This window comes from Dyella subtropica (genome assembly GCF_026283965.1).
Lineage (GTDB): Bacteria > Pseudomonadota > Gammaproteobacteria > Xanthomonadales > Rhodanobacteraceae > Dyella_D > Dyella_D subtropica.
In genome coordinates this window covers 89,765-114,523 of record NZ_JAPDPD010000004.1, presented here as the reverse complement: position 1 = coordinate 114,523, position 24,759 = coordinate 89,765, and the positions used below count along the sequence as shown (strand labels likewise).

Sequence of the window (24,759 nt, the reverse complement as noted above, 5' to 3'; positions counted from 1 at the left end):
AGGGATCGCCTTTCAAGCAACAACGAAGGCGATCCCGCACTGGCCGCAATAACGGCCAGGCACCTTTTCGCATTCACCACATTCTCTATGCCGCACCAATCCGCCCGACCGGCGGACAAACACTGGGAGCAACACATGGAACAGTTGAACGGCAACGTCGACGGCACCACCACCAACGACACGCTCGCGCAGAAGCAGGAGAACCGGCACGAAACATCCACGCCGGCGGTTCGCTTCGAGGCGCTGGAGCCGCGTGTACTGCTGTCCGGCGACGTCAACCCGGCCGCACTGTCCATTACCGGTTCGCTGGATAACCCTGGCCAGGCCAACCATTACCAGTTCACGGTGCAAGGCGAGAAGCGCGTCGTTTTCGACAGCCTGACCAATCGGGGCGATATCAACTGGACCTTGACTGGCCCCAATGGCCAAGTCGCCTCGCACTCGTTCTCCGATGACAGCCAGCCCTTTCTCGACCTGGGTGCAGGCACTTACACGTTGTCAGTCAACGGCCATAACGATGCGACCGGCAGCTACGCCATGCGCATCGTGGATGCCAGCGCTGCAGCCGCACTCACGCCCGGCAACAAGGTTTCCGACACGCTCGTGCAGGGCAACGAAATCAGCGTGTACCGCTTCGATGCCAGCGCGGGGCAGAAATACTTCTTCAGCGCAGGCGGCATTCAATCCACGGCCAATTACCAGAACGTCAGTTGGCGACTGATCGATCCGTACGGGCGTCAGGAAGGCTATACCCACGATCTCAGCGCCAACCAGGGGCCCCTCACTACGCAGTGCAGCGGCGAATACCTGCTATTGGTCGAGGGCGCGCAGGGCAATACGGCGCCAGTCAATTACAGCTTCACGCTCGGCCCGGTCACCGATACGCAGAATGCGTTGACGCTGGACCAGGCCACCACGGCGGCGATCGCGCAGCCTGGTCAGACCGCCAATTACAACTTCACGCTCAACGCGGCCACCTCGGTCATGTTCGACCGGCTGACCAATACCGACTTCGACTGGTCATTGACCGGCCCGAACGGCCAGATCGTCCAGACTCGACACCAGTGGCAGGAACAGCCCGGCGCGCTCAATCTCGTTGCCGGCGCGTACACCTTGTCAGTCAACGTCGATAACGGCGTCACCGGCAGTTTCCCCTTCCGCCTGCTCACTGCCGCGTCGGCCAGCAGCTTGACGCCCAATGCGGCCATCAACGACAGCCTCGATTACGCCAATGGCTCGCGCCTTTACAAGGTGTCGCTCACTCAGGGCCAGAAACTCTATTTGAATGGCCAGGCACCCACCGGCGGCTCGATGACGTGGCATCTGCTCGATCCCTACGGCGTGCAGGTCACCCATGGCACGCTGGGACAGAACATCGATCCGTTTACCGTCAATGCCTCCGGCGACTACTGGCTGGTGATGCAGGGCGCGAGCAATAACGCGCCCACGGCAACGGTGAGCTATGGCTTCCAGCTCAACAGCGTTTCGGACCTTGCCGCGCCACTGACGCTTGGCAGCGCCGTTTCCAGCGCCATCGCGCTGGCTGGCCAGTCGACCGTCTATAGCTTCCATCTTGCCGCTGCCACGCAACTGGCCTTTGATCCGCAGAGTGCGCGCAATGACATCCTGTGGTCGCTGACCGGCCCTAGTGGGCAACTGGTGCAGCAGCGTGCGCTCGGCAGCAGCGACGGCAGCAGCAACTACAGCGTGATCAATGCGCCGGCTGGCGATTACACCCTCACGGTGCAGGGCAACGGCAATGCCACCGGCGCGTACGCGTTCGCTCTGAACGACCTGGCTGCGGCGAGCGCGCTTACCCAGGGCACGCCCGTCAGCGGAACGCTCAGTCCCGGCAACGGCTCGGCCGCTTACCGTTTCACGGCGGTGGCCGGCGACAGCGTCAAGCTGCACAGCGTGAGCGTTACCGGTGGTAGCGCGACTTGGCGCCTCGTTGATGCTTATGGCCATGACGTCGCAGGTGCGAACAATCTCGCCAGCGACAGCAGCCCGATCAGTCTTGCCGCCGGCGGCACCTACACGCTGCTGATCGAAGGTGCGGTGGGCAATACCTCCAACGTCGCCTACCAGGTGGAACTGGACACCACCGGCAATGTCGCACCGTCGCCGCTGCCGGCGGGCGACGCCTTGTCGCTGGGCGCGATGACCGCAGGCGCCCTGGCGACGTGGGATGCCACCAAGACCTACCGTTTCACGCTGAGCAGCGCCGCATCGCTGCTGTTCGATACGCCGACCAGCAACAACGTCCTATGGACCCTGGTCGGCCCACGTGGCACCGAATTCAGCCAGCAGGCGCTCTCGAACCAGGACACGGTGCGGTTGCTGCCGCCTGGCGACTACGCGCTGACGTTGCAAGGCTCGCAATACTCATGGAACTACGCGGGCGGCGGCGCCTATGCTTTCAGCGTCAAGGATATTTCCACCCTGCCCTTGCTGCAGCTGGGCCAGGCCACCACGGTAACGCGCTCGCCTGCCAGCAGTGCCGTGGGTTATCGCGTGCAAGCGAGCGCCGGCAGCAAGCTGGTGCTCAATTCGAATTGGAACTACTACAACAGCTGGCAACTGGTCGATGCCTACGGCAACGTCCTGCCCTCGCTTTCGGACGATACGCCAGGCAGCGTCTTCGCCATTCCCGCCGACGGCGTTTATACCCTGCTTGACCTCGGTTACAAGTACGACGGCACCGCCTCGCGCACCGACACGTTCACACTCAGCAAGCAGGATGTCACCACCGCGCCGCTGAGCTTCAACAACCTCGTCAGCGGCAGCCTTACCGGACGCCAGAGCCTGGCCGAATACAGCTTTACGCTCAACCAGGCCGGCACGCTGCTTTTCGATCCCAGCCAAAGCACCAGCACCCAGACAAACTATCTGCAATGGGTGATCCGCTCCAGCAGCGGTGCTCAATATGGCTGGAACGGCTTCGGCAGCGAACGCCTCTCCCTGCCGGCGGGCAACTACACGCTTATTCTGCGCAATATGCAGGATACGCCGGCTTCCTTCGGCTTCCGCCTGGGCAACCGTGACGCAGCGCAGGCAATCAGCCTCGATACACCCACGCAGGGCACGCTGACCAGCGATCAATCGACCAGCTACCGCTTCAGCGCCAATGCCGGCGATCACTATTACTTCCAGGGCAATTTCAGCGGTGCCGCTTTCAATACGCAGTGGAGCGTGATCGCGCCGAACGGCAACACCATCGCCATCGGCAATTCCAACTACAACAGTTTCCAGCCGGATATAGCGCTGCCCGGCACCGGTGAATACCTGCTGGTGTTTTCGCCCACGTCGGTCAATGGCACTACGGCCACAACGAGCTCCTTCAGCTTTACCCTGGGACATCGCGTCACCACGCCTGCTGCGCTGACGCTGGGCACCGATACCGCCGGCAGCATCACCCAGCCCGGCCAGACCATCCAGTACAGCTTCACGCTGACCGCGCCGGGCACGCTCCTGATGAGCCCGGTGGCGAACAACCGTTTGCAATGGAGCCTCAGCGGCCCGCGCGGCTCGGAGGGCTCGCTGCACAGCTTCAACGGTGCTCCCGCCCCGCTGACCTTGCCTGCCGGCACGTATGTGCTGACGGTGGGCTATAACGATCTATCCACCGGCCCGTTCCATTTCACGCTGGGCGACATCACGGCACAGCCCGTCGTCGCTGTCGATCAGCAGATCGCCGCAACCTTCGCTGCGAACGGCCAATCGCCAGCCTACGTCTTTACCGCCCCGGCGGATGGCGACTATCGCATGGACGTCGCCACCAGCAGCCAGAGCGTGCAGTGGCAGCTTTTGAATATGCAAGGCCAGTACGTGCAGTCCGGCACGCTCAATGGCAACAACAGCAACCCGTTCCATCTCGGTTCGGGCCAGTATGTGCTGACCCTCGCATCGGGCGCGACAACGGCGAATTTCACGCTGCACCAGATCGTTACTGTCACCCAGCCGCTCGCGCTGAGCAGCGCCATCAATGGCAGCATCGCCTCGGTCGCCCAACAGCAGGAATACGATTTCAGCCTCGCGGCACCCACACGCGTGCTGTTCACGAGCCTGAGTGCTCGCACCGACATCATCTGGCGCCTGCTCGGCCCGACCGGAACCGTTGTTTCAGACACCGCGCTGGCAGCGGTCAACGATACGGTGGCGCTCAATGCCATCGGCGCCTACCGGCTGCAACTGGTGCCGATCGGCCAGGCCACCGGCAACTTCGCCTTCAATCTGCTCGACCTTGGCGCGGCTGCGGCCTTGCCCACCGGCACGGCACAGTCGATCAAACTCGTTCCAGGCAATGCGACGGCGGCCTATGCGATCGACGCGCAAGCAGGCGATTACCTCACGCTGCATGTGAGCGGCCTCAGCGGCGGCAAGGCCACGGTTTGGCTGGTGGATGCAGCGGGCAACAAGGTGCTCGCGTCCACGGCGCTCACCGGCGCCGACAACTTCAAACTGGTGCTGCCGCACGCTGGCCGCTATCAGCTGATCGTGGCGGGCGACATCGCCAATACCGCTGAAACCGACATCACCTATGACGCTGCGCAAACCACACCGCAGCGTGGCGTACTGAGCCTGGGCAGCGATATCCAGGGCAAGACCGCCACGATTGGCGTGCCCGACATTTATCGCATCGCCATCGCTGCGCCTACGGCCGTCATCGTCAACGGCCTCAGCGGACTCAACCAGCATTGGACCCTGCGCGCCAGCGACGGCAGCGTCGTGGCACACGGTCAGCTGGGTACGATCACGCCGAGCGTGCTTGCCGCGGATGTCTACACGCTGGAAGTGCAAGCCGACAGCGTCGATGCACTGGGCAGCTACGGCCTGCGCGTGACGGACCTCGCCACCGCTACCAACCTTCCGTTGGCGCAAGCCACGCAAGGCAGCATCGCGGATGGCCATGCGCTGGTCTATCGCGTCAGTGCCACCGCCGATCAATCCGCCTTGCAGCTTCAGATCGATGCATCAGTCAGTGCGGGCGCATCCATCCGCGTATTCGATGCCGCCGGCAACCTGGTTGCTTCAGGTACCAACTCGCTTGCTTCCAGCACCATCGCCAGTGGCATTGCGACCGGCATGGCGCGCTACGTGGTCATCGACGGCGGTACGGCCGCCACTTACACGCTCACTGCGACACAAAGCGCAGCGCCTGCGGCAACGGGGCTCGCGTTGGGCGCTTCGTTCAACGGCACGCTTGCGTCGTCGGGCGACAGCAAGACCTATCGCCTCACGGTCGACTACGGACAGACCTTGCCCATCGCGCAGTTGTTGCGCGACGTGGGCTCCAAGTCGATCCATTGGCGCCTGACCACCGCCGGCGCGAACAGCGTTGCGCCGTGGCAGGACCAGAACGCCGCGTATTACCAGGCCCTCCTCGCGCCAGGCGACTACGACCTGACCATCGCCGCCACCGCCGACAACGCCAGTTACGCGTTGCAAACCATCGACGGCGCGCAGGCGCCGGTAGCTGGCAACGCACCGGTCAACGGCAGCCTCGCCATCGGGCAACAGGCTGTGGCATATCGCTACAGCCAGGACATCCCAGGCGCACTCGCCATCAGCCTGACGGGCGCCGACACCTGGACCGTGTTCGACGCACAAGGCAATCAGCTCGCCACAGGCAGCGCCGGCTCGGCGAGCAATACGCCACAGCTGGACCGTGGCAATTACGTCGTGCTGATCACCCGCGCCACGTCGACGGCCACGGCGGCGTACACGCTCAGCGTGCAGCGTCAGGCCCTGCCGGCCGCCACATTCAGCACGCTGTTCACTGGCGCTCTTGCGGTCAACGGCAACCTGGCGGCCTATCGTTTCGACGTGCCTGTGGGCACGCTGCTGCAGCTGCATAACGCCGGCTCCGATCCAGGATTGCGCGCGAGCATTGCGGCCTTGGGCGACGCACCGAGCTGGAGCAGCCTGGACGGCGGCGACCCGCAAACGCAGTACGTTACCGCAGGCAGCTACGTGCTTTGGATCGCGGGTAACGGCGCGGCGGCGAACTTTGCGCTGCAATTGCTCAACCTCACCAAGGCGACGCCGATCACCAGCACGCCGACGAACGGTACGCTCTCGGGCGGGCACACGGCCGCGGCCTATGCCGTCGTGCTCAACCAGACCTCCGCCCTGCATCTGAATTTCGGCGTCAGCAATGCAGCGAACATCAACTGGCAGCTGCTCGATAGCAACGGCAACCTGGTGATCTCCGGCGCGAACGGCGCCAATGTCGACACCACGCCGCTGGCCAGCGGCACCTATACCCTCATGCTCGACGGCCTGGCCGCCGCAGGTACGTCCGCCGATATTGCCTACGCGGTGAGCGCGACGCCGTTCATTCCTCCCATGGCCAGTCTGGGGCAAACGGTCAGCGGCACACTCGACAGCAATACCATGCAAACCGGCTACCACCTCAGTCTGCCCAGTGGCGGCCAGGTGATGCTGTACAACGCCAACGGCGACAACAGTCTCAGCGCACAGATTTTCCAGTACGGGCAATCCGTCGGCACCGGCAATATCACCAGCCTCGCCCCCGGCGAGTACGACGTCGTCATCAATGGCGCGGCGAATCATCTGCAATACCAATTCGCCTTGCTCGATGCGGGCAGCGCTCCCGCCCTGCCCGCCGGTTCCGCCAGCCCCGCGCAATTGGCGGCGGGACAAGCGGCCACTTTTTACCGCATCACCAGCGATGGTGTGACGCCGTTGCAATTTGGCGCTGCCGCGCAAACCGGCAGCAGCATCGGCTGGACGCTTTACAACACCATCGACGGCGGCATGTGGACCGACAGCAGCCAAGGCAGCCTGGCCGCCAGAGTGCTGCCCGCAGGCGCGTACTACCTGCTGGTCCATCGCACCGATAACAGCAGTGCCGCGCTGCCCTACACCACCACCCTGGCGCCGGTAAGCATCCCTACCACCGCCTTGACCATTGGCAGCACCCAGGCGCTTACGCTCGATCCTGCCTCCGTGTCACTGGCCAACTTCACGTTCACGCTCGCCGCGCCGCATCGCCTGCTGATGGTGGCGCCCAATGCATCCGCGGGCGATGCGCGCTACACCATCGTCGATGCGCGTGGCGTGACCTGCGGCCAGGGTTATCTGAGCAATGCCAACGGCAGCCCGATCTTGCTGCCGGCCGGCAGCTACACCGTCAAGTTCGACGGCAATGGCAACGCCGTCAGCAATCAGTTCCGGCTGATCGATATCGACGCCGGCCCGTCACTCACGGCAGGCACGCCCGCATCGGTGACGCTGGCCTCCAACTCGGATTCGCAGGTGCTGCGCATCGCGGCCAGTGTTGGCGATACGTTGAACATCAGTTGCGCGCTCACCAACAACAACAATGACGGCATAGGCGCGTATTGGAACGTGATCGGCCCGGACGGCAACGCCATCGCCTCCGGCTACGGCAGCCGCTGGACGAATACCGGCACAGTCACGCTCGATCGTGCCGGCAACTACGCCCTGATCGTGTACGGCGCCAACGAGCCACTCACGGCCACGCTCACCGCCACGCTGCAAAGCCACACTAATGTTCCGCCCATTGCCACAGCACCGCTGACGCTCGGCCAGGATACGAAGCTGAGCTTGAATGCGGGCGGCAGCACGGTTTACGCCTTCAGCCTGAGCAGCGCCACGCTGGTCGCGATCAGCGGCACTGCCTCGGTGTCCAGCGCCCAGTGGCAGTTGCGTGACGCCAACGGTCTGATCGTCTCCGACAACTTCAATGCTACGGCCATGGGAACGGTCAGGTTGCTGGCGGCGGGCGACTACACCCTCGCCGTCAACTACGGCAGCCAGAACGCCAGCGCGACCAATATCGACTTCACCCTCACCACCCAGGCGCAGGCCAGCGTGGCCGCGCCGGGGCCGCTCGACCTGAGTGCCAATCCGGGTATTTACGCGATCCCGGTGACCGCCGGACAGGATTATTTCGTCAGCGGCTCGGTAAGCTATGACGTCTACCGCCAGGATCTCAGCCAGGTATTTTCGGGCTACGGCAACACCGTGCAGCCAATGCACGCCGATGCCAGCGGCACCTGGTACGTGGTCGTTCCCAATCACAACTACGGCTCGAGCTATCTGCACGTCACCTCGCCCAGCGCACTCAGCATGGGCCAGTCGGTCAGCGGATCGATCGCCCACGGCGGCACGGACGTCTATTCGCTTTCGTTGAGCGGCGACCAGCTGTTCGCGATCTCGCTGCCACCCGCATCGTCGACCGTTACGTTGCAGATCCAGGGCCAGGGCATGACGCCCTTGATCGTGCACAGCGGCGATGCGCCCATGCTGGTTCACCTGCACCCGGGCAGCTATATCGTCGAGGTCAGCCCCGGCTTCGGCGGCGGTGGCGGCAGTTTCGCGCGAACGAACATGATCATCCCCGGAGGCGGTGGATCGCAGGCCGTCAACTACAGCTTCGTCCTCGAACCGCTCGATGCCACCACGCCGCAACTGGCGCTGGACACAGCCACTACCGTGGCCTTCGACAGCACCGGCGTGGCGACCTTCCATATCAAGGGCACGGCCGGACAGCAGCTGTATTTCGCGCCACAGGACGGCACGGATGGCCGGGCCCGTTGGAGCCTGTGCGACGCCCAAGGCAACATTCTCTTCGGCGATGCTTCCAATGCGAACGACCCGCTGCCGCCGCTGCCCGCCGACGGCGACTACTACCTGCTGTGGAGCATCAATCCGTCCGGCGCTACCAGCGGCTACGGTTTCCGCCTCAACAGCACGCCGGCACAGGCGCTCGCACCGATCACGCTCGGCACACCCGTTACGGTCACCGCAGGCAGCACCGCCACCACGTCGGTGTATAGCTTCACCTTGAATGCGCCGACGCGCGTCCTGCTCAGCGGGACGGGCAGCGGCGTCGCCTTCCGCTGGCAATTGAGCGGATCAGGGCTGGCGATCAACGGCGGCTGGCCTGCAAGCGGCAGCGTGCAACGGCTGATTGAATTGCAGGCCGGCACCTATCAGTTCAGCGTTCGCCCCGGCGGCAATATCAGCGGTTCGCTGTCCTTCCAGTTGGCCGACGCGGCCAGTGCGACAGCCATCGGCATCGATGCGCCGATCAGCGACAGCATCGCCCCGGGCAGCATCCGGGCCTACAGCTTCGACGGCGTCAGCGGGCAATCGCTGCACTTCGCCCCGGGCAACATGGGTTCACTGGCCGGCAACTGGACGCTGCTCAATCCCATCGGTGCCGTCGTCGTCAATGGCGCCATGACCAGCGCCGCTGATTTCACGCTATCGATGAGCGGGCACTACGTCTGGGTTTGGACGGCGAATGCCTCCGCCGATGCGACACCGGTGGCCGTGCAGTTTGCGCTCAACACGCAGACGATGGCTCCAGGTACCTGGATCACTCCGCAAGGCCAGCAGAGTTACAGCTTCAATCTGCCCAATGCCACGCATGTACTGATCGATATCGGGCAGTACGCCTATGGCAATGCACCCTGGTCGATAACCAGCCATGGCCAGGTGGTTGCCAGCGATTCGATCTATTCCCAGCAAAGCAGCGTGATCACGCTGCCCGCGGGCGATTACAAATTCACCATAGCAGCCAGCTGGTTCAGCGCCACATTGCGCCTGCTCGATTTCGCCAGCGCCACCGCCCTGACCTCGGGCTCGCCGGTCAGCGGCAGTGATACCTCGGGCAGCGCCGAGACGTACACCTTCAACGCCAATGCCGGCGATTCGATCAGCCTCGCCAGCAACGACACCAACTTCACCTGGTCGCTGTACAACGAATTCGGCAACCTCGTGCAACTGGTGCAGAACGCAGGCAGCGTGGCCAACTTGCCGCGCACGGGCGTCTATTACCTGGTACGCGATACGGCAGGCAACGGCAGCACCACGGCCGTTCCGTTCGCGTTTACCGCCACGATGTCGCACAGCCTGCCGCCAGCCGCGATCGGCCAGGCCATCACGGCCACGCTATCCAATGGCAGCGTCGGCTACAGCATCACGGTGCAGCAAGGCGCCAAGCTGTGGCTCAACATGCTCAGCAGCAACGCCAGCGTGCGCGCAAACGTGTACGACGCGCAGGGCGTGCTGATCTACACCGCCGATCCGTCCAACGACGGCAAGGCCATCATTTTGCCCGGCGCGGGCACCTATACGCTTCAGCTTACTGATCTCTACGGCAACACTTATTCGCGTTCCATCAGCTTCATGCTCGCCGATCTCGCCGGCGTCACGACGCTGGCCCAGGACACGGCGATCAATGGCAACGTCGATCCCAGCAAGGGCGTAGCAGCGTACCAGTTCAATCTGGCGAAGGCCGGCAGTTTCGCCTTCAACGGGCTGGGCTACATCGGCAACTACTATGGGATGAGCTGGCGACTGGTCTCCGCTTACGGCAAGACCATCGCGTACAACGATATGAACAGCAGTACCGGTGCGCTCAATCTCGACGCCGGCAACTACTACCTGCTGATCGAATCCAGGGTTGGCGCACGGAACTACAGCTTCTCGGTCGATACCGCCGCCACCGCCATCGCGCTGAATACCGTCATCAGCGGCAACCTGCCCACTGGCGGCCTGCCGATGCGTTACACCTTGCACCTCGACAATCAGAGCGTGCTGGCCTTCCACAACCTGGGAACGAACCAATCGACGCAATGGCGGCTCGAGGGCCCCAACGGCACCGTCTTCAACCATCAGATGTACGACACCTACTGGTGGAGCAGCGCTTATAGCGACTTCGGCGGTTTGCTGCCGGCCGGCGACTATGTGCTGACGTTGTGGAGCAACAGCAACACCGCTGACGCGTACAGCTTTACCGCGTTCGATCAGACCACCGCCACACCGCTGACCATCAATACGCCGGTCACCACCAGCGTGACCGATGCCCGCGGCGTGCAGCTGTATACGTTCGACGCCCAGGCCGGCGCGCACTACTTCCTCGATGCACTGCCGGGCGCCCTGAGCGCAGGGTTCAACAGCGTACCCACCTGGATGCTGCTCGATCCGCTGGGCCGCGTCGTGGTGAGCCAGCAATTGATGGGCAATGAGAACTGGCAGGGCAACGGCCAGTACCAGTTCAACGGCTACGGCGGCGTCAACCTCGGCGCATTGGCCGTCGGCGGTCGCTACACGCTCGCGCTGATCAATCCGAACAACAGCACAGGCACGCCGGCAAGCGTCGCGTTCAGTGTGACCCAGGTGCAGGATCCGCCGACTGTCATCCTGAACTCCCTGGTTGCCACGCCTTCGCCCGCACTCGCTGCCAGCGCGGTGAATGTCACGCCGAACACCGGTCTGCAGACCGGCCAGACCATCGACGTGCAATGGGTGGACACTAACAAGGGCACGCTGGCATCCAGCGGCAATTGGAACGACCGCATCATCGTGCGCAATACCGCCACGGGCGCGATCTTGCTCGACCTCACGGTGCCGTACAACGAAAGCGACGCGGGCAATGGCCCGCTCGCCATAAACGATGCGCGCAACCGCCATCAGTCGATCCGCATTCCCGATGGCAACCTCGCCGCCGGCACGCTCAGCGTCACGGTGATCGCGGACTCCGACAACGTCTTCAAGGAAACCGCGAGCACGGCCGCAAGCACCAGTGTCAGCGTTGCGCTGGCACCGTACGCCGACCTGGTGGTGCAGAACTTCACGCTGCAGCCGGCCAGCAATTTCCAGCCGGGCCAGAGCATCACCGCCACGTGGACCACACTCAACCAGGGCACCGCCGCGGTCGCGAACCCGTGGAGCGAAACGCTGGAGGTGCGCAACCTCTCCACCGGCAAGCTGGTCGCCACCGTCACCCTGCGCGATACGCAAGGCGCGCTGGCGATCAGCGGCAATCGTTCGCGCACCGCCAGCTTCACTTGGCCGGACGGCGTCGACGCTTCCGGCAACTTCACGATCAAGGTGATCGCCGACAGCCTCAATGAAGTGCCCGAGGCCAACACGGTCAAGACCGACAACACCGCCGAAATCGATCAGGCGGTGGGACCTGATCTGCAGATGAAGAACCTGCAGGTCGCCAGCACGGCCATTCAGGCCGGTGGCATGGTCACCATCACCTGGGAAGACTGGAACATGGGCGGCAGCGCCACCGGCGCCGCGTTCAGCGATCGCATCCAGGTCACTCGCGCAGACACCGGGCTGTCGCTGATCAACACCAGCCTAGCCTACGATCCCACGGCGATCACCAACGGCCAGGCCAATGGCGCGATCCTGCCGAACGATCATCGCCTGCGCACGTTTACCTTCCGCCTGCCCGATGGCTTGGCCGGTGCCGGCAATCTCGGCATCACCGTCACCGCCAACCGCAATGCGGCGGGCGTGGCCACGCTGTTCGAAACCGACCTGCAGAACGGCAACGACAGCAACAACATCGGCACCGCGTCCATCGTGTCGGCTGTTACGCCGTACGCGGATCTGAAGATCGGCAACGTCAACGTGCCCCCTCAGGGCGTGGGCGGCCAGCCGGTCACCATTAGCTGGACCGTCACCAACAACGGTCAGGCGCCCACCAGCGGCGCCTGGAACGATGTGATCGTGCTCAGTACCCGCTCCACCTTGGGCAGCGTCAGCGACATCATCATCGGCACCGTGCGTCACAACGGCGTGCTCGCCGTTGGCCAGAACTACGCCCAGACGGCCATCGTGAATCTGCCGATGCTGGCCGACGGCACCTATTACATCGCGGTGCGCAGCGACGCCAACAACGAGGTGCTGGAACCGGATACCCGCGCCGACAGCACCAGCGCGACCAGCCCGATCGCGGTGGCCGCGGCGTATTCCGATCTCAACATTACGGCGGTCACGGCACCGGTCACCGCGCAGAGCGGCGACAGCATCAATGTCAGCTGGACGGTGAAGAACACCGGCAACGCGCCGACCAGCACAGCGCTGTGGAACGACCGCATCGTGCTGTCCAAGACCGGCACGCCGTCGGCGGACGACATCGTGCTGGCCGGCTCCATCACGCATGCGGGCATCGTGGCCAATGGCGACAGCTATACCGGCACGGCCACGCTCAGCCTGCCGCGCGATTTCACGGGCGACTATTACATTCTGGTCGAGAGCAACAGCGACAGCGCCGTGATCGAGAACGGCCACACGGCGGACAACGCGCGCGCCAGCAGCCAGCCGCTGCACATCGCACTGTCGCCGGTGGCGAACCTCACCGTGAGCAGCGTGAGCGGACCCGCCACAGTGCGTCCGGGCGATACGGTGGCCGTGACCTACACCGCCAACAACACCGGCAACGCCGCCACCGGCGGCGCGTGGCGCGACCGCATCTATCTCGATGCGGGCAATGGCAACCTGATCGAAGTCGCCAACGCGCTGTACACCGATGGCATCGCCGCGGGCGCCAGCGTGCAGCGCACGGTGAACGTCACCCTGCCCTTCGGCTTTGCCGAAGGCACTTACACCTGGATGGTGCGCGCCAATGCCGACGGCAGCATCTACGAGCGCGGCGGTACCGACCACAACGTCGGCCGCGCCAGCAGCACCATGGCGGTGGCGCGCCCGTATCTCGCCGTCACCAACGTCGGCGGCCCGCCCACCTTGCAGTCGGGCAGCAACCTGCACGTGCAGTGGAGCGTGACCAACAACGGCGCGATCGCCACCGGCAACTGGGTGGATCAGGTGTTCCTGGTGCACAACGGCCAGACCACCAAGATCGCCGACGTTGCGCAAACCGGCCCGCTGGCTTCGGGCGCCAAGTACGACGCCTCGGTCGACTATCAGCTGCCGCTGGGCTCCAGCGGCGAATACGACGTGCTGGTGATCGCCGATGCCACGCATGCGCTGGACGAACATGCGTTCGACAAGAACAGCTCGCAGGCCGTCACCCAAGTCACGATGGCGCCGTACGCGGATCTCGCCGTCAGCGCAGTCACCGCGCCCCCGCAGTTGATCGCCGATCCCGCCAGCATGGACGTGAGCTGGACGGTGACCAACACCGGCACCGGCGCGGGCAACAGCACGCATTGGGTGGATCGCGTGATCCTCACCACCCACGACGCGCCCGGCAACAACGACGACCTCGTGCTCGGCGACGTCGCCCACGACGGCGCGCTCGCGCAGGGTGCCTACTACACCGGCCAGCTGCACGTGATGCTGCCCCCGGGCATGAGCGGTCGCTACAAGCTGTTCGTGATCAGCGATGCGACCCAGCAGGTGTTCCAGAACGGCCTGACCGCCGTCAACACCGCGCAGGCCGCGCACCCGGTCGATGTGATGCCCAAGCCCTATGCCGACCTGCAAGTGCAGTCGGTGACCACGCAAGGCACGGCGACCAGCGGCCAGCCGCTGACAGTGAACTGGAGTGTCATCAATAACGGCATCGGCATTACCGACGGCGCTCAGTGGTCCGATGCCGTCTGGCTGAGCAGCGATGCCGCCGGCAACAACGTGATCGCCCAGTTCGGCAGTGCCGACCATATCGGCCAGCTGCCGGTGGGCGGCACCTATGCGCGCAGCATGACGGTGACCGTGCCCGACGGCATTCAAGGCACGTATTACGTCAACGTGCGCACCGCCGCCTACGGCCTGCCGTACGAGTTCATCTATGGCAGCGACAACGTAGGCCACAGTGCGGCCGTGCCGGTCACGCTGTCGCCCTCTCCCGATCTGTTCGTGCAGACGGCGAGCCTGCCGGCAACGGCGACGGAAGGCTCGTTGATCGACGCCTCATGGACCGTCATCAACCAGGGCCAGGCCGATGCGGTCGGCCCATGGGTGGACGCGCTGAAGCTGGTGCCGGCCGATGGCAACGGCCCATCCATCGATCTGGGTGTCTTCACCTACGATCAGCATCTCGCGCCCGGCATCACTTACACGCATACCAAGCAGGTGCGCCTGCCCACCCGGCTGCAGGGCGTTTACCGCCTGCAGGTGACCACCAATGCCAACCTCGGCGGCTACGGCGACCAGGTCTATGAATACGGCGGCGCTCGCAACAACGACGTCACGCTAAGCACCGGCACCTGCACGGTCTCGCTCACGCCACGTCCGGACCTGATCGTCAGCGCGACCACCGTGCCCGATCATGTCAAGGCCGGCACCAGTGTCGGCATTCAATACACCGTGCAGAACACCGGCAGCGTCGCCGCCACGGGTCACTGGCGCGACAAGGTGTACCTGTCGCTGAGCCCCCAGCTCGATGCCACCTCGCAGCTCGTCGGCACCTACGACAACGGCAGTGCGCTCAACAGCACCGAGAGCTACAGCAACACCAGCGCCACCATTGACGTGCCGATCACCTTCCGCGGCGATTGCTACCTGATCGTGGTGGCGAACGCGGATAGCACGGTCGATACCTATCCGAACCAGGCCAACAACGTCAAAGTCGCGCATTTCTACGTGGATCCGGTGCCGTTCGCGGACCTGTTCACCAGCAATGTCAACGCGCCGGATCAAGCCGTACACGGCGCCAGCATCAACGTCAGCTACAAGGTCACCAACAAGGGCAGCGCCACCACCAGTGGCCTGACCGCCGACGTCAACAGCTGGACCGACACCGTGTGGCTGGCCAAGGACCCGCGTCGCCCGGGCGCCAACAAGGGCGACGTGCTGCTGGGCTCCACTGTGCACACCGGCAATCTCGCGGTGGGCGACAGCTACCTCGGCAATCTGCAAGTCACGATTCCCGACAACACGCTCAGCGGCCAGTACTTCCTCACCGTCTGGACAAACCCCTACGGCACCATCCTGCAGGATGAGCTGGCCAGTAACACGAATACGGACGACCCGACCCAGATCAACAACGACAACTACAAGGCACGCGCGATCAGCGTGCTCGGCATCACGCCGCCCGACCTGGAAGTGACGCAGGTGACCGCGCCGGCGAACGTCGATGCCGGCGGGAATCTCAACTTCAGCTACACCGTGCAGAACCAGGGCGATCTGTATAGCGGCGGCTGGACCGATACCGTCTACGTGGCCGACAACGCCGACCTGAGCAAGGCCACCAAGGTTTGGACCATAGCCAGCTACACGCAAGACCGCGCGCTCAATAACGGCGAGACCTACACCGTCAACCAGACCGTGCAGCTCGCGCCATCGATCACCGGCCGCTACGTGATCGTGCGGACCGATGCACTGGGCCAGGTGCCCGAAGCCGCCAAGCTTCGAATCAATGACGTTGCCAGCGCCGTGACCACGCATCCGGCCAGCCTGCAGGTCACCGCGGTGCAAGTGCCGCCGCAGAACTACTCCGGCGAACTCACACCGATCACCTGGACCGTCACCAACCAGGGTGAAACCGTGTGGCCGGGTACCGCCGGCTGGGTGGATTCGGTGTACATCAGCACCGATCCCACCTTCATCCCCTCTCGTGCCACCGCGCTGGGCGTGTTCACGCACTACAACACGGCTGGTCTCGCCGCAGGCGCAAAATATACCGCCACGGCGAATGTGCAGCTGCCGCCGGGTACCAGCGGGCAGTACTACATCTATGTGATTGCCGACAGCCAGAACAGCGGTGACGGCCTGGCCTCCCCGGGGCCCGACTACCGGCCGCACCGCGACAACATGGGTGGCGGCAGGAACGACTCGGATCTGAACTACTACGGCCAGCATGCCTACGAGGGCGACAACCTCAGCAACCGCATAGGCACCGGCCCGATCGCGATCATCTATCGCGAACCGGATCTACAGATCCAGAACCTGAGCATCTCCAACCCCGCGCCCAATTCGGGCGATCTGGTCACCGTCACCTGGACCGTGCAGAACAACGGCAATCGCGCCACCCGCGTCAGTGGGTGGAACGACGGCCTTTATCTGTCGCGCGATGGCTCGCTGGAAGCGGGCGACTATCCGCTGGTCGAAGGCTCGCTGTACGACAACCCGGCGCGCGTGCAGCACATCAGCATCACCGACGCCAACGGCCTTCCCCGCTTCCTGCAGCCGGGCGAGACCTACACGCAGAGCGCCACGTTCCACATTCCGCAATCGATCGGCGGCCCGTTCTATGTCGTGCTCAAGACCGACACCACCACGGTGAAGGATTGGTACTTCAGCTCGCCCAGTTCGATCCGCGAAGGCCTGGATGTCGTGACCGGCAACCTGCCCGGCGCCGTACCGGCCTATCAGGGCGGCGCCCATCGCGTCACCTCGATCCCGATCAACGTGACCCAGGTGGCGCCGCCGTATCTGCAGGTGGCTAACGTCCACGCACCCACCGCGGTCACGGCCGGACAGAGTTTCACCGTCAACTACCACGTCGACAATAACGGCGGCGCCACGCCGGGCGACCAGAGCCAGTGGTACGACATGGTGTACCTGTCGCGCGATCGCACGCTGGACCTGCAGCACGATCGTTATCTGGGTTACTTGAGCCACACCGGCGGCCTCGCTGCCAATGCGGGTTACGACGGCCAGTTCAATGTCACGGCGCCAAAGGATCTGGACGGCGCGTATTACGTGTTCGTGGTGACCGATCCGGCCAACGTGTTCGGCAGCGGGCCGAACGGCCAGGTGCTGGAATTCCGCCAGAACAAGAACAACGAAACCGCCGCTGCGCAGCCGATGCTGATCAACGCGCCACCGCCGGCGGACCTGGTGGTGGGCAACGTCAGCGCGCCGGCCACGGCGATGGTGGGCGATCCGGTCACCATTACCTACAACGTCACCAACAACTCGACCAACCCCGCCACCGGCAGCTGGACCGATGCGATCTACCTGAGCCAGGACAACACCTGGAACCTGGGCGCCATCTTGCTGGGCAAGGTGGCGCACAACGGGGATGTCGCAGCCAGTGCCGGCTACACCGGCACGCTCACCGCGAAACTGCCGCCGCTCAAGGACGGCAGCTGGCGCGTTATCGTGCGCCCGGACATCTACGAAGAAACCGGTTCGCCGGAGACGTTCACGCCTTCGGCCGCCACCATCAATACGCAGGTGCCGCCGCTGGCCCTGGCCAGCCCGCTGCAGACCACGCTCTCCAACGGGGATGTGCAGCTGTACAAGGTGACGGTGAGCGCCGGCCAGACCTTGCGCCTGCTACTCAACGCGCAGGCCTCCTCCGGCGACAACGAGCTGTACATCCGCTTCGGCGACATACCCACCACGTTTGCCTACGACGCCGCATACACCAATGCCGCATCGGCCAACCAGCAGGCGGTCATCCCCACCACGCAGGCGGGCGACTACTACGTGCTGGTGCGCTCGCGCAGTGGCCAGAACGTGCCCGTCACCCTGCGCGCGGACCTGTTGCCGCTGTCGATCACGCAAGTGACGCCCGACACCGGCGGCGTCAGCGACGATGCGCATCGCTGGGTCACGCTGGACATCTACGGTGCCAGCTTCCAGGCAGGCGCCATCGTCAAGCTCTCGCGTCCCGGCGTGTACGAAGCCGAACCTGCGCGCTGGCAGGTGCTGGACGCCACGCATATCCGCGCGGTGTTCGATACGCGCCAGTTCCCGCTCGGCCTGTACGACGTCACGGTGATCAACCCGAACGGCCAGAGCGTGACCGAGGCCGATCGCTATCTCGTGCAGCGTGGCATCGAGGACGATGTCACCATCGGCGTCGGCGGCCCGCGCAATCTCAATCCCGGCGACAGCGCGACTTATAGTGTTTCGCTGCAAAGCCTCACCAATGTCGATACGCCGTACGTGCGCTTCGACATCGGCGCGGTGGAGATGGGTTACAACCAGTACCTGCTGGATGCACTCAACCTGCCGTATGCGATCTTCGGCGCCAACGTGGGTGGTTCGCCGTACGGCAACATCGACGGTGCGCCGGCCAATACGCAAGGCTACGGTCAGACGCCGAGCACGCAGCCGCGCACGGATATTCCGTGGGCCTCGCTGGACGGCACCGAAAACACCAACGGCTACAACCTCGCGCCCGGCTACGCCTTCGACGTCGCCGCCAAGGGTTTCGTGGGCATGGACTTCCGCCTGCAGACCTATCCGGGTCTCACGGCGTGGCTCAACCATGACTTCGATGGCTTGCGCGACGCGCTGTACGCCACGCATCCGGATTGGAAGGCGCAGGGCTTGCTCGACAGTGGCGTGAACAGCCTGGACAAGATCGCGAAAGGATTGACGGCGACCTTCCTGTCCACCGATGCCGACACGCATTTCACCAAGCTGGAGCGGCTTGCCGAGTCGTTCCAGATGAACGTGGTGGCCTCTGCCACCGCGCTCACGCGTGACGAGTTCGTTGCCGAGCAAACGGCGTACGCGATGCGTCTGCGCGCGGCGATCCTGGCCGATGCCAAGGCACCCAGCAGTCTCGCCGTGCTGGCCACCGATGCCTCGCAATGGGTGAACGGCTGGCTGGCCGCGCTGGAGAAGTCCGGCATGTTGTTGCCGGCCGACCAGGCCCCGCCGATCGCCACGAATCCGCAGGTGGTCAGCCTCAACGCCACGCTGGCGGCTGGCATCCTGATGTCCAACGGCGGTGATACGTATCGCACGCAGGCGGACCTCCTCGGCTTCTTCGCCAAGGTGCGGCAGTGGTACGGCAATACCGCCAGTTTCGCGGGCGATCCGAACGCGGCCAAGGGCGCGATCGATCACATCGAAACGCGCCAGGACGACGAGGGCAACGAGGTCGACATTCCGGTGCCCAAGCTGGCCAATGAGGCCGACTATGACCAACACGCCGGACGCACGCTGCAGTTCGAAAACTTCCAGATTTTCGTCGGCGGTCAGGCCGAGCTGGAATACCTGCGCGCGCAAGGCCTGCTCGATCAGAAGTTCAATCCGCTGCCGGGCAAGAGCCTGAACCTTGCGCAGTACCTGCAGTTGATCGCGCAACAAAAGGGCGCAACGCAAGCCGCGATCAGCGCACAAGGGCCGCAAGGCAATGCGGTCGCAAGCGACGGCAGCGTCTATGTACCAGCAGCGACGCCCCTGCCCTACAGCTTTGCTTTCAATAATCCGGGCACGCAGGGCATCGGGCAGATCCGCATCGTCACGCAGCTCGACGCCAACCTCGACCCGCGCAGCCTGCGCCTGGGCGATCTGAAGATCGGCGACATCAACATCCATGTGCCAGCCGATCACACCAACTTCCAGGGCGACTTCGACTTCACCGCCAGCAAGGGATACATCCTGCGCGTGAGCGCAGGTGTCGACGCGGATGCGCATATCGCCACCTGGCTGATCCAGGCGATCGACCCCAATACCGGCGAAGTGATGCAGAACCTCAGCAAGGCTTTGCTGGCTCCGGCGCAGGACGGCAGCAGCAAGGCCCTGGGTGGCTTTGTGAGCTTTACGGTAGCCGCCAGCGCCACGGCCGCCACCGGCGCAAAGATCAAGGCGCAAGCGCGCATCCTCTTTGACGGCGCTCCGCCGATCGACAGCAATGTCGTCACCACCACACTCGATGCCAAGGCGCCGACCACCACGGTCACGGTGACCTCGTTGGGCAACAACGCCCAAGGTGCGCCCGCGTTCGACGTGAAGTGGAACGCGCAGAGCGATGCCAGCGGCATTCGCTTCGTCACCGTGTACGTCGCCACCGATGGCGGCGACTTCAAGATCTGGCAGCGCCAGGTCGATCCCAGCGTGAGCGAGGCGGTGTTCACCGGCGCCACCGGTCACACGTACGAATTCCTGGCCGTCGCCACCGACAACGCCGGCAACCGCGAAGCGGCCAACGTGACCAACGCCGTACTGCCCGATGACGGCGCCCGCCAGAAGGTGCTCGACGGCCTCGGCGTCACGCCGAGCCTGGATTCGACCGCGCAAACGCCGCAGGCACCGCAGGATCGCACCTACCCGACGAACGCCTTGTTCCAGCAGGCGACGCAGTTGCTGCCGGGCAATGTCGCCACCAACAACGCGGGCGATCTCACCGGCGTGCTCGCCCCGTTCAATGCGCGCGGCTTCGCCGACGGCTTCAGCACCGGCGCCGCCGATATCGGCGCGATGGCTATGGTGCAGTTGCCGGATGGCTCGATCCTGGTCAGCGGCGGTACGGAACGAAACGCTGTCTACCACTACGCCAAGGACGGCGGCCACAACGTCACGCCACTCTTCACACTGGCCGAGCCAGTGCTGGACATGGCCGTCGACGCGCTGGGCCAGCTGTGGGTGATGACCGGCAATGAATTGCTGCAGGTCGATGCGAACAGCGGCGCCGTGCTGCGCCATCTGCAAGGCCCCAGCGGCCAGCCATTGACGCATGCCCTGGCGATCCAGCCGGGCACCGGCGACATCTACGTGTCCGACGGCAGCGGCATCGAGGTGTTCCACCCGAACCAGACCGATGCGACGCAGGCGTGGCAGCACTTCAGCAACACACGGGTCGGTGCGTTGGCGTTCGGCCCGGATGGACGCCTGTGGGGCGTGAAGTGGAGCGGCAGCGACATCACCGCCGCCGATCCCAACGGAACCACCGACATCGTCAGCTTCCCGATGAGCGGCCCGACGCTGGGTCGTGCGGAGTTGGAATACCGCCTCAACGGTGTGGTCGACCACCTCGCCTTCGGCCAGGCCGACTCGCTGCTCGATGGCGTGTTGATCGCCACCGGCGGCCTCAACCAGCACGTCGAGGTCAACGGCGTCGCCGACACCACGCACGGCTCCGCCGTGTGGATGATCGAGCTGCAGTCGCGCCGCGTGCTGCAGGTCGCCAGCGGCGGTACGCAGAGCGAAGGCGTGATCACCACGGCCGACGGCCGCATCCTGGTCGCGCAGACCAACCATGTGGATGAGATTGCCGCGGCGCGCGCGCCCAAGGTGCTCGCCACCAGCGTGCCCGATGGTTCACTGGTGCCGCTGCCGCTCAACCAGATCGCCGTGCAGTTCGATCAGGACATGTGGCTCGGCAGCAATGCGCAAGCCGCGCTCAGCGACGGTTCCAGCGTCTTGAATGCATCCAACTACGTGCTGCAATCCAGCGACACCGGCGCCACGCCGATTTCGCCGAAGAGCGTGCGCTGGGATGCGGCCACGCATACCGCCTATCTGGATGTCAGCGGCCTGCCCGCCGGTCACTACCAGCTCACCATCAGCGGCAATCTGCGCAGTGCGTTCCAGCTGCGCATCGGCCAGGACAGCGTCACCGGCTTTACTGCCTTGCTCGATCTCAGCAGCCGCGTGCAGCTGCATTTCAGCAACACCCGTGCCGATCAAAGCACCGGCGCGGTGAGCTACGACGTCAGCGTCACCAATACCGGCACCGACGATCTGCACGGCCCGCTGATGCTGCTGCTCGATCCGGGCACCTATTTTGGCGACACCATTACCGGCGCCACGCAAGGCAGCGGCGATCAAGCCGGTCTGTGGGTGCTGGATCTCACCAACAGCCTGCCAAACGGCAAGCTCGTTGCGGGAACCACGCTGCAGAACCAGACGATTACCGTGGTGCCCGCCAGTCATTTCGGTGCCGGCAACCTCGCGGATCTGGCCAAGTTCAACCTGGGTCACGGCATCTATGCCGTACCGACGCCGGATCTGCCGCCCGCGATCGCAGCCGTCAATGCCAATACCGACACGTCGTATGCCTTTACGCAGACAGCCACCATCGGCCAGGCATGGACGTCGCAGGTCGAGGCCATCGACAACAACAGCAACGCGATCTATTGGCAGATCGTGCAAGCGCCGGCAGGCTTTACGCTGACGCCGCCGAGCAGTGTCACCGTCGATGCCAACGGTAAACACCACGCGATCGCTACGCTGAGCTGGACACCTGGAACGAACGCCGACGCCGACACCATCGTCGTGCTGCGCATCGTCAATGCCAGCGGCAGTGCCACCTTGCAGACCCTGCATATCGCGGTGACCAACGGCAACCATGCACCGACCATCGCACCACAAAACACGGTGATGATGGTCGAAGGCCAGCCGCTGTCCTTGCCGGTGGTCGCCTCGGATACCGACGGGGATCCGCTGACCATCAGCATCACCAACCTGCCACCCGGCGCATCGTTCGATGCGCGCAGCGGTACGCTCAACTGGACTCCCACGTACGAGCAGGCCGGCACCTACAACGGCGTCACCATCAACGTCAGCGACGGCAGGGTGACAACGCGCGAAAGCTTCGACATCGTGGTCATCCCGGCCTGGCCGCAGCCCGTGCTCGCACCGGTCGCACAGCAGACGCTGCGCGAAGGCGATGCGTTCGGCCTGCAGCTTGCCGGCAGCATGCCGGGTGGTTTGAAGCATGCCGACGGCACTACGGTGAAGTTGAGCTACAGCGCCCCGAACCTCCCCGGCGGCATGTCGATCAATGGCGATACGGGCTGGTTGAGCTGGACGCCGGACTATGCGCAGGAAGGGAATGTCTCGGTGCTGGTGAACCTCACGGCCACCTTCACCCTGCCGAACGGCGATGTCAAAACCAGCAGGGTGCAGCAAACGCTGCAGCTCACCGTGTTGCACGCCAATGGCGCCCTGCAATTCGACGGCGATCTGAGCAAGCCATGGACCACGCTGGAAGGTCAGCCGCTGAATATCAGCGTGTTCGCCTTCGATCCGAATAATCCGCAGTTCGAACCCAAGCTGCGCCCGGTGCCTGGTGGGCAGGCGGGTGATCCGAACGAAGGCAACGTCAGCGCTACGGTCAGCTATCAAGTCACTGGCCTGCCGCAAGGCGCCACCTTCGACCCGGATACCTTGCAGATCAATTGGACGCCCGGCTACAACCAGGCCGGCCAGTACAACGTCACGGTGGTCGCCAGCAAGGCCGGCGATACGGCCAGCACGCCGATCACCAGTACGGTGGTGATTCCCATCACCGTGGTGAATGTGAATCTCGCCCCCACCATTGCGCCGATCGCAAGCGCAAGCGTGGACAAGGGCAGCACCCTGGATATTCCGGTCGATGTCGCGGCCAATATCGGCGATGCGGTGACAGTCACCATCGACGGCCTGCCGCGCTTTGCCACCTTCACGCAAAGCGCGCCCGATGCGAATGGACACATCAAGGGCACCCTGCATTTCGCACCAGGCGACAACGATCGCGGCGATTACACGATCACGCTCACCGCACAGAACACCGCCACCGGCATGGCGGCATCGCAGCGCTTCGTGCTGACCGCGAAGAGCTTCACCGAACCGCCGGTGTTCACACTGCCGCAGCAGTTCGTGGCGATTGCCGGTCAAGCACTGAGCCTGCCCATCAGCATTACCGATGCCGATCAGGATGCATTGCACCTGTCCAGCAATGGTTTGCCGATCGGCGCACAGCTGACCATGCAGACGCAGTACGGCCAGGCGCTGCTGACGTGGACACCGACCACCGACGACCTCGGTCCGCACGACATCACCATCACCGTGACCGACAGCGGCCTGCCGCCGCAGAACCAGGGTTATGTCAATCCGGCCAATCCGGTGCCGAACGTCACCACCCATACGATCCATGTGATCGTGGTGGCCGCCGATACGCCGCCGCAGCTACTCGCACTGCAAGTCAACGGCACGGCCGTCAACGACACGGGCAACGCGAGCACACCGGTGGTGATCAACACCAGCGAAGGCGCACCGCTGACGCTGAACCTCTTTGGCACCGACCCGGCCGCGCACCTGATCAACTGGACCGCCGCCGGCCTGCCGCAAGGCATGGCGCTCAACGTGCCGAGCGGCGCGAACGGCAACCAGGCCACGCTGAGTTGGACGCCGAACCTGTTCGCGTCGACGGGTGGCGATAACGGTGTTTATCGCTTCACTGTCACCGGCAGCGATGGCGCCATGAGCTTCATGCGGAGCTTCGAGGTACACGTCGCGCACATCGCGCAGGCACCGAAGATCGTGCCGCTGCCGATGCAGCTGGTCGACGAAGGCAGCACCCTGTCCTTCAGCCTGAACAGCGTCGATCTC

The 24,759-nt window shown here is 64.3% G+C and carries 1 protein-coding gene (running past one end of the window); it reads left to right on the top strand.

Going from position 1 to position 24,759, the window contains the following annotated elements; genetic code table 11:
* The first annotated feature begins 135 nt into the window (after positions 1-135).
* Positions 136-24,759, top strand: the 5' portion of a protein-coding gene (locus tag OUZ45_RS05095) for a tandem-95 repeat protein (RefSeq protein ID WP_266168852.1). The gene runs 12,987 nt beyond the window's last position; the window shows 24,624 of its 37,611 coding nt (coding positions 1-24,624); the start codon lies at positions 136-138; the stop codon falls past the right edge of the window.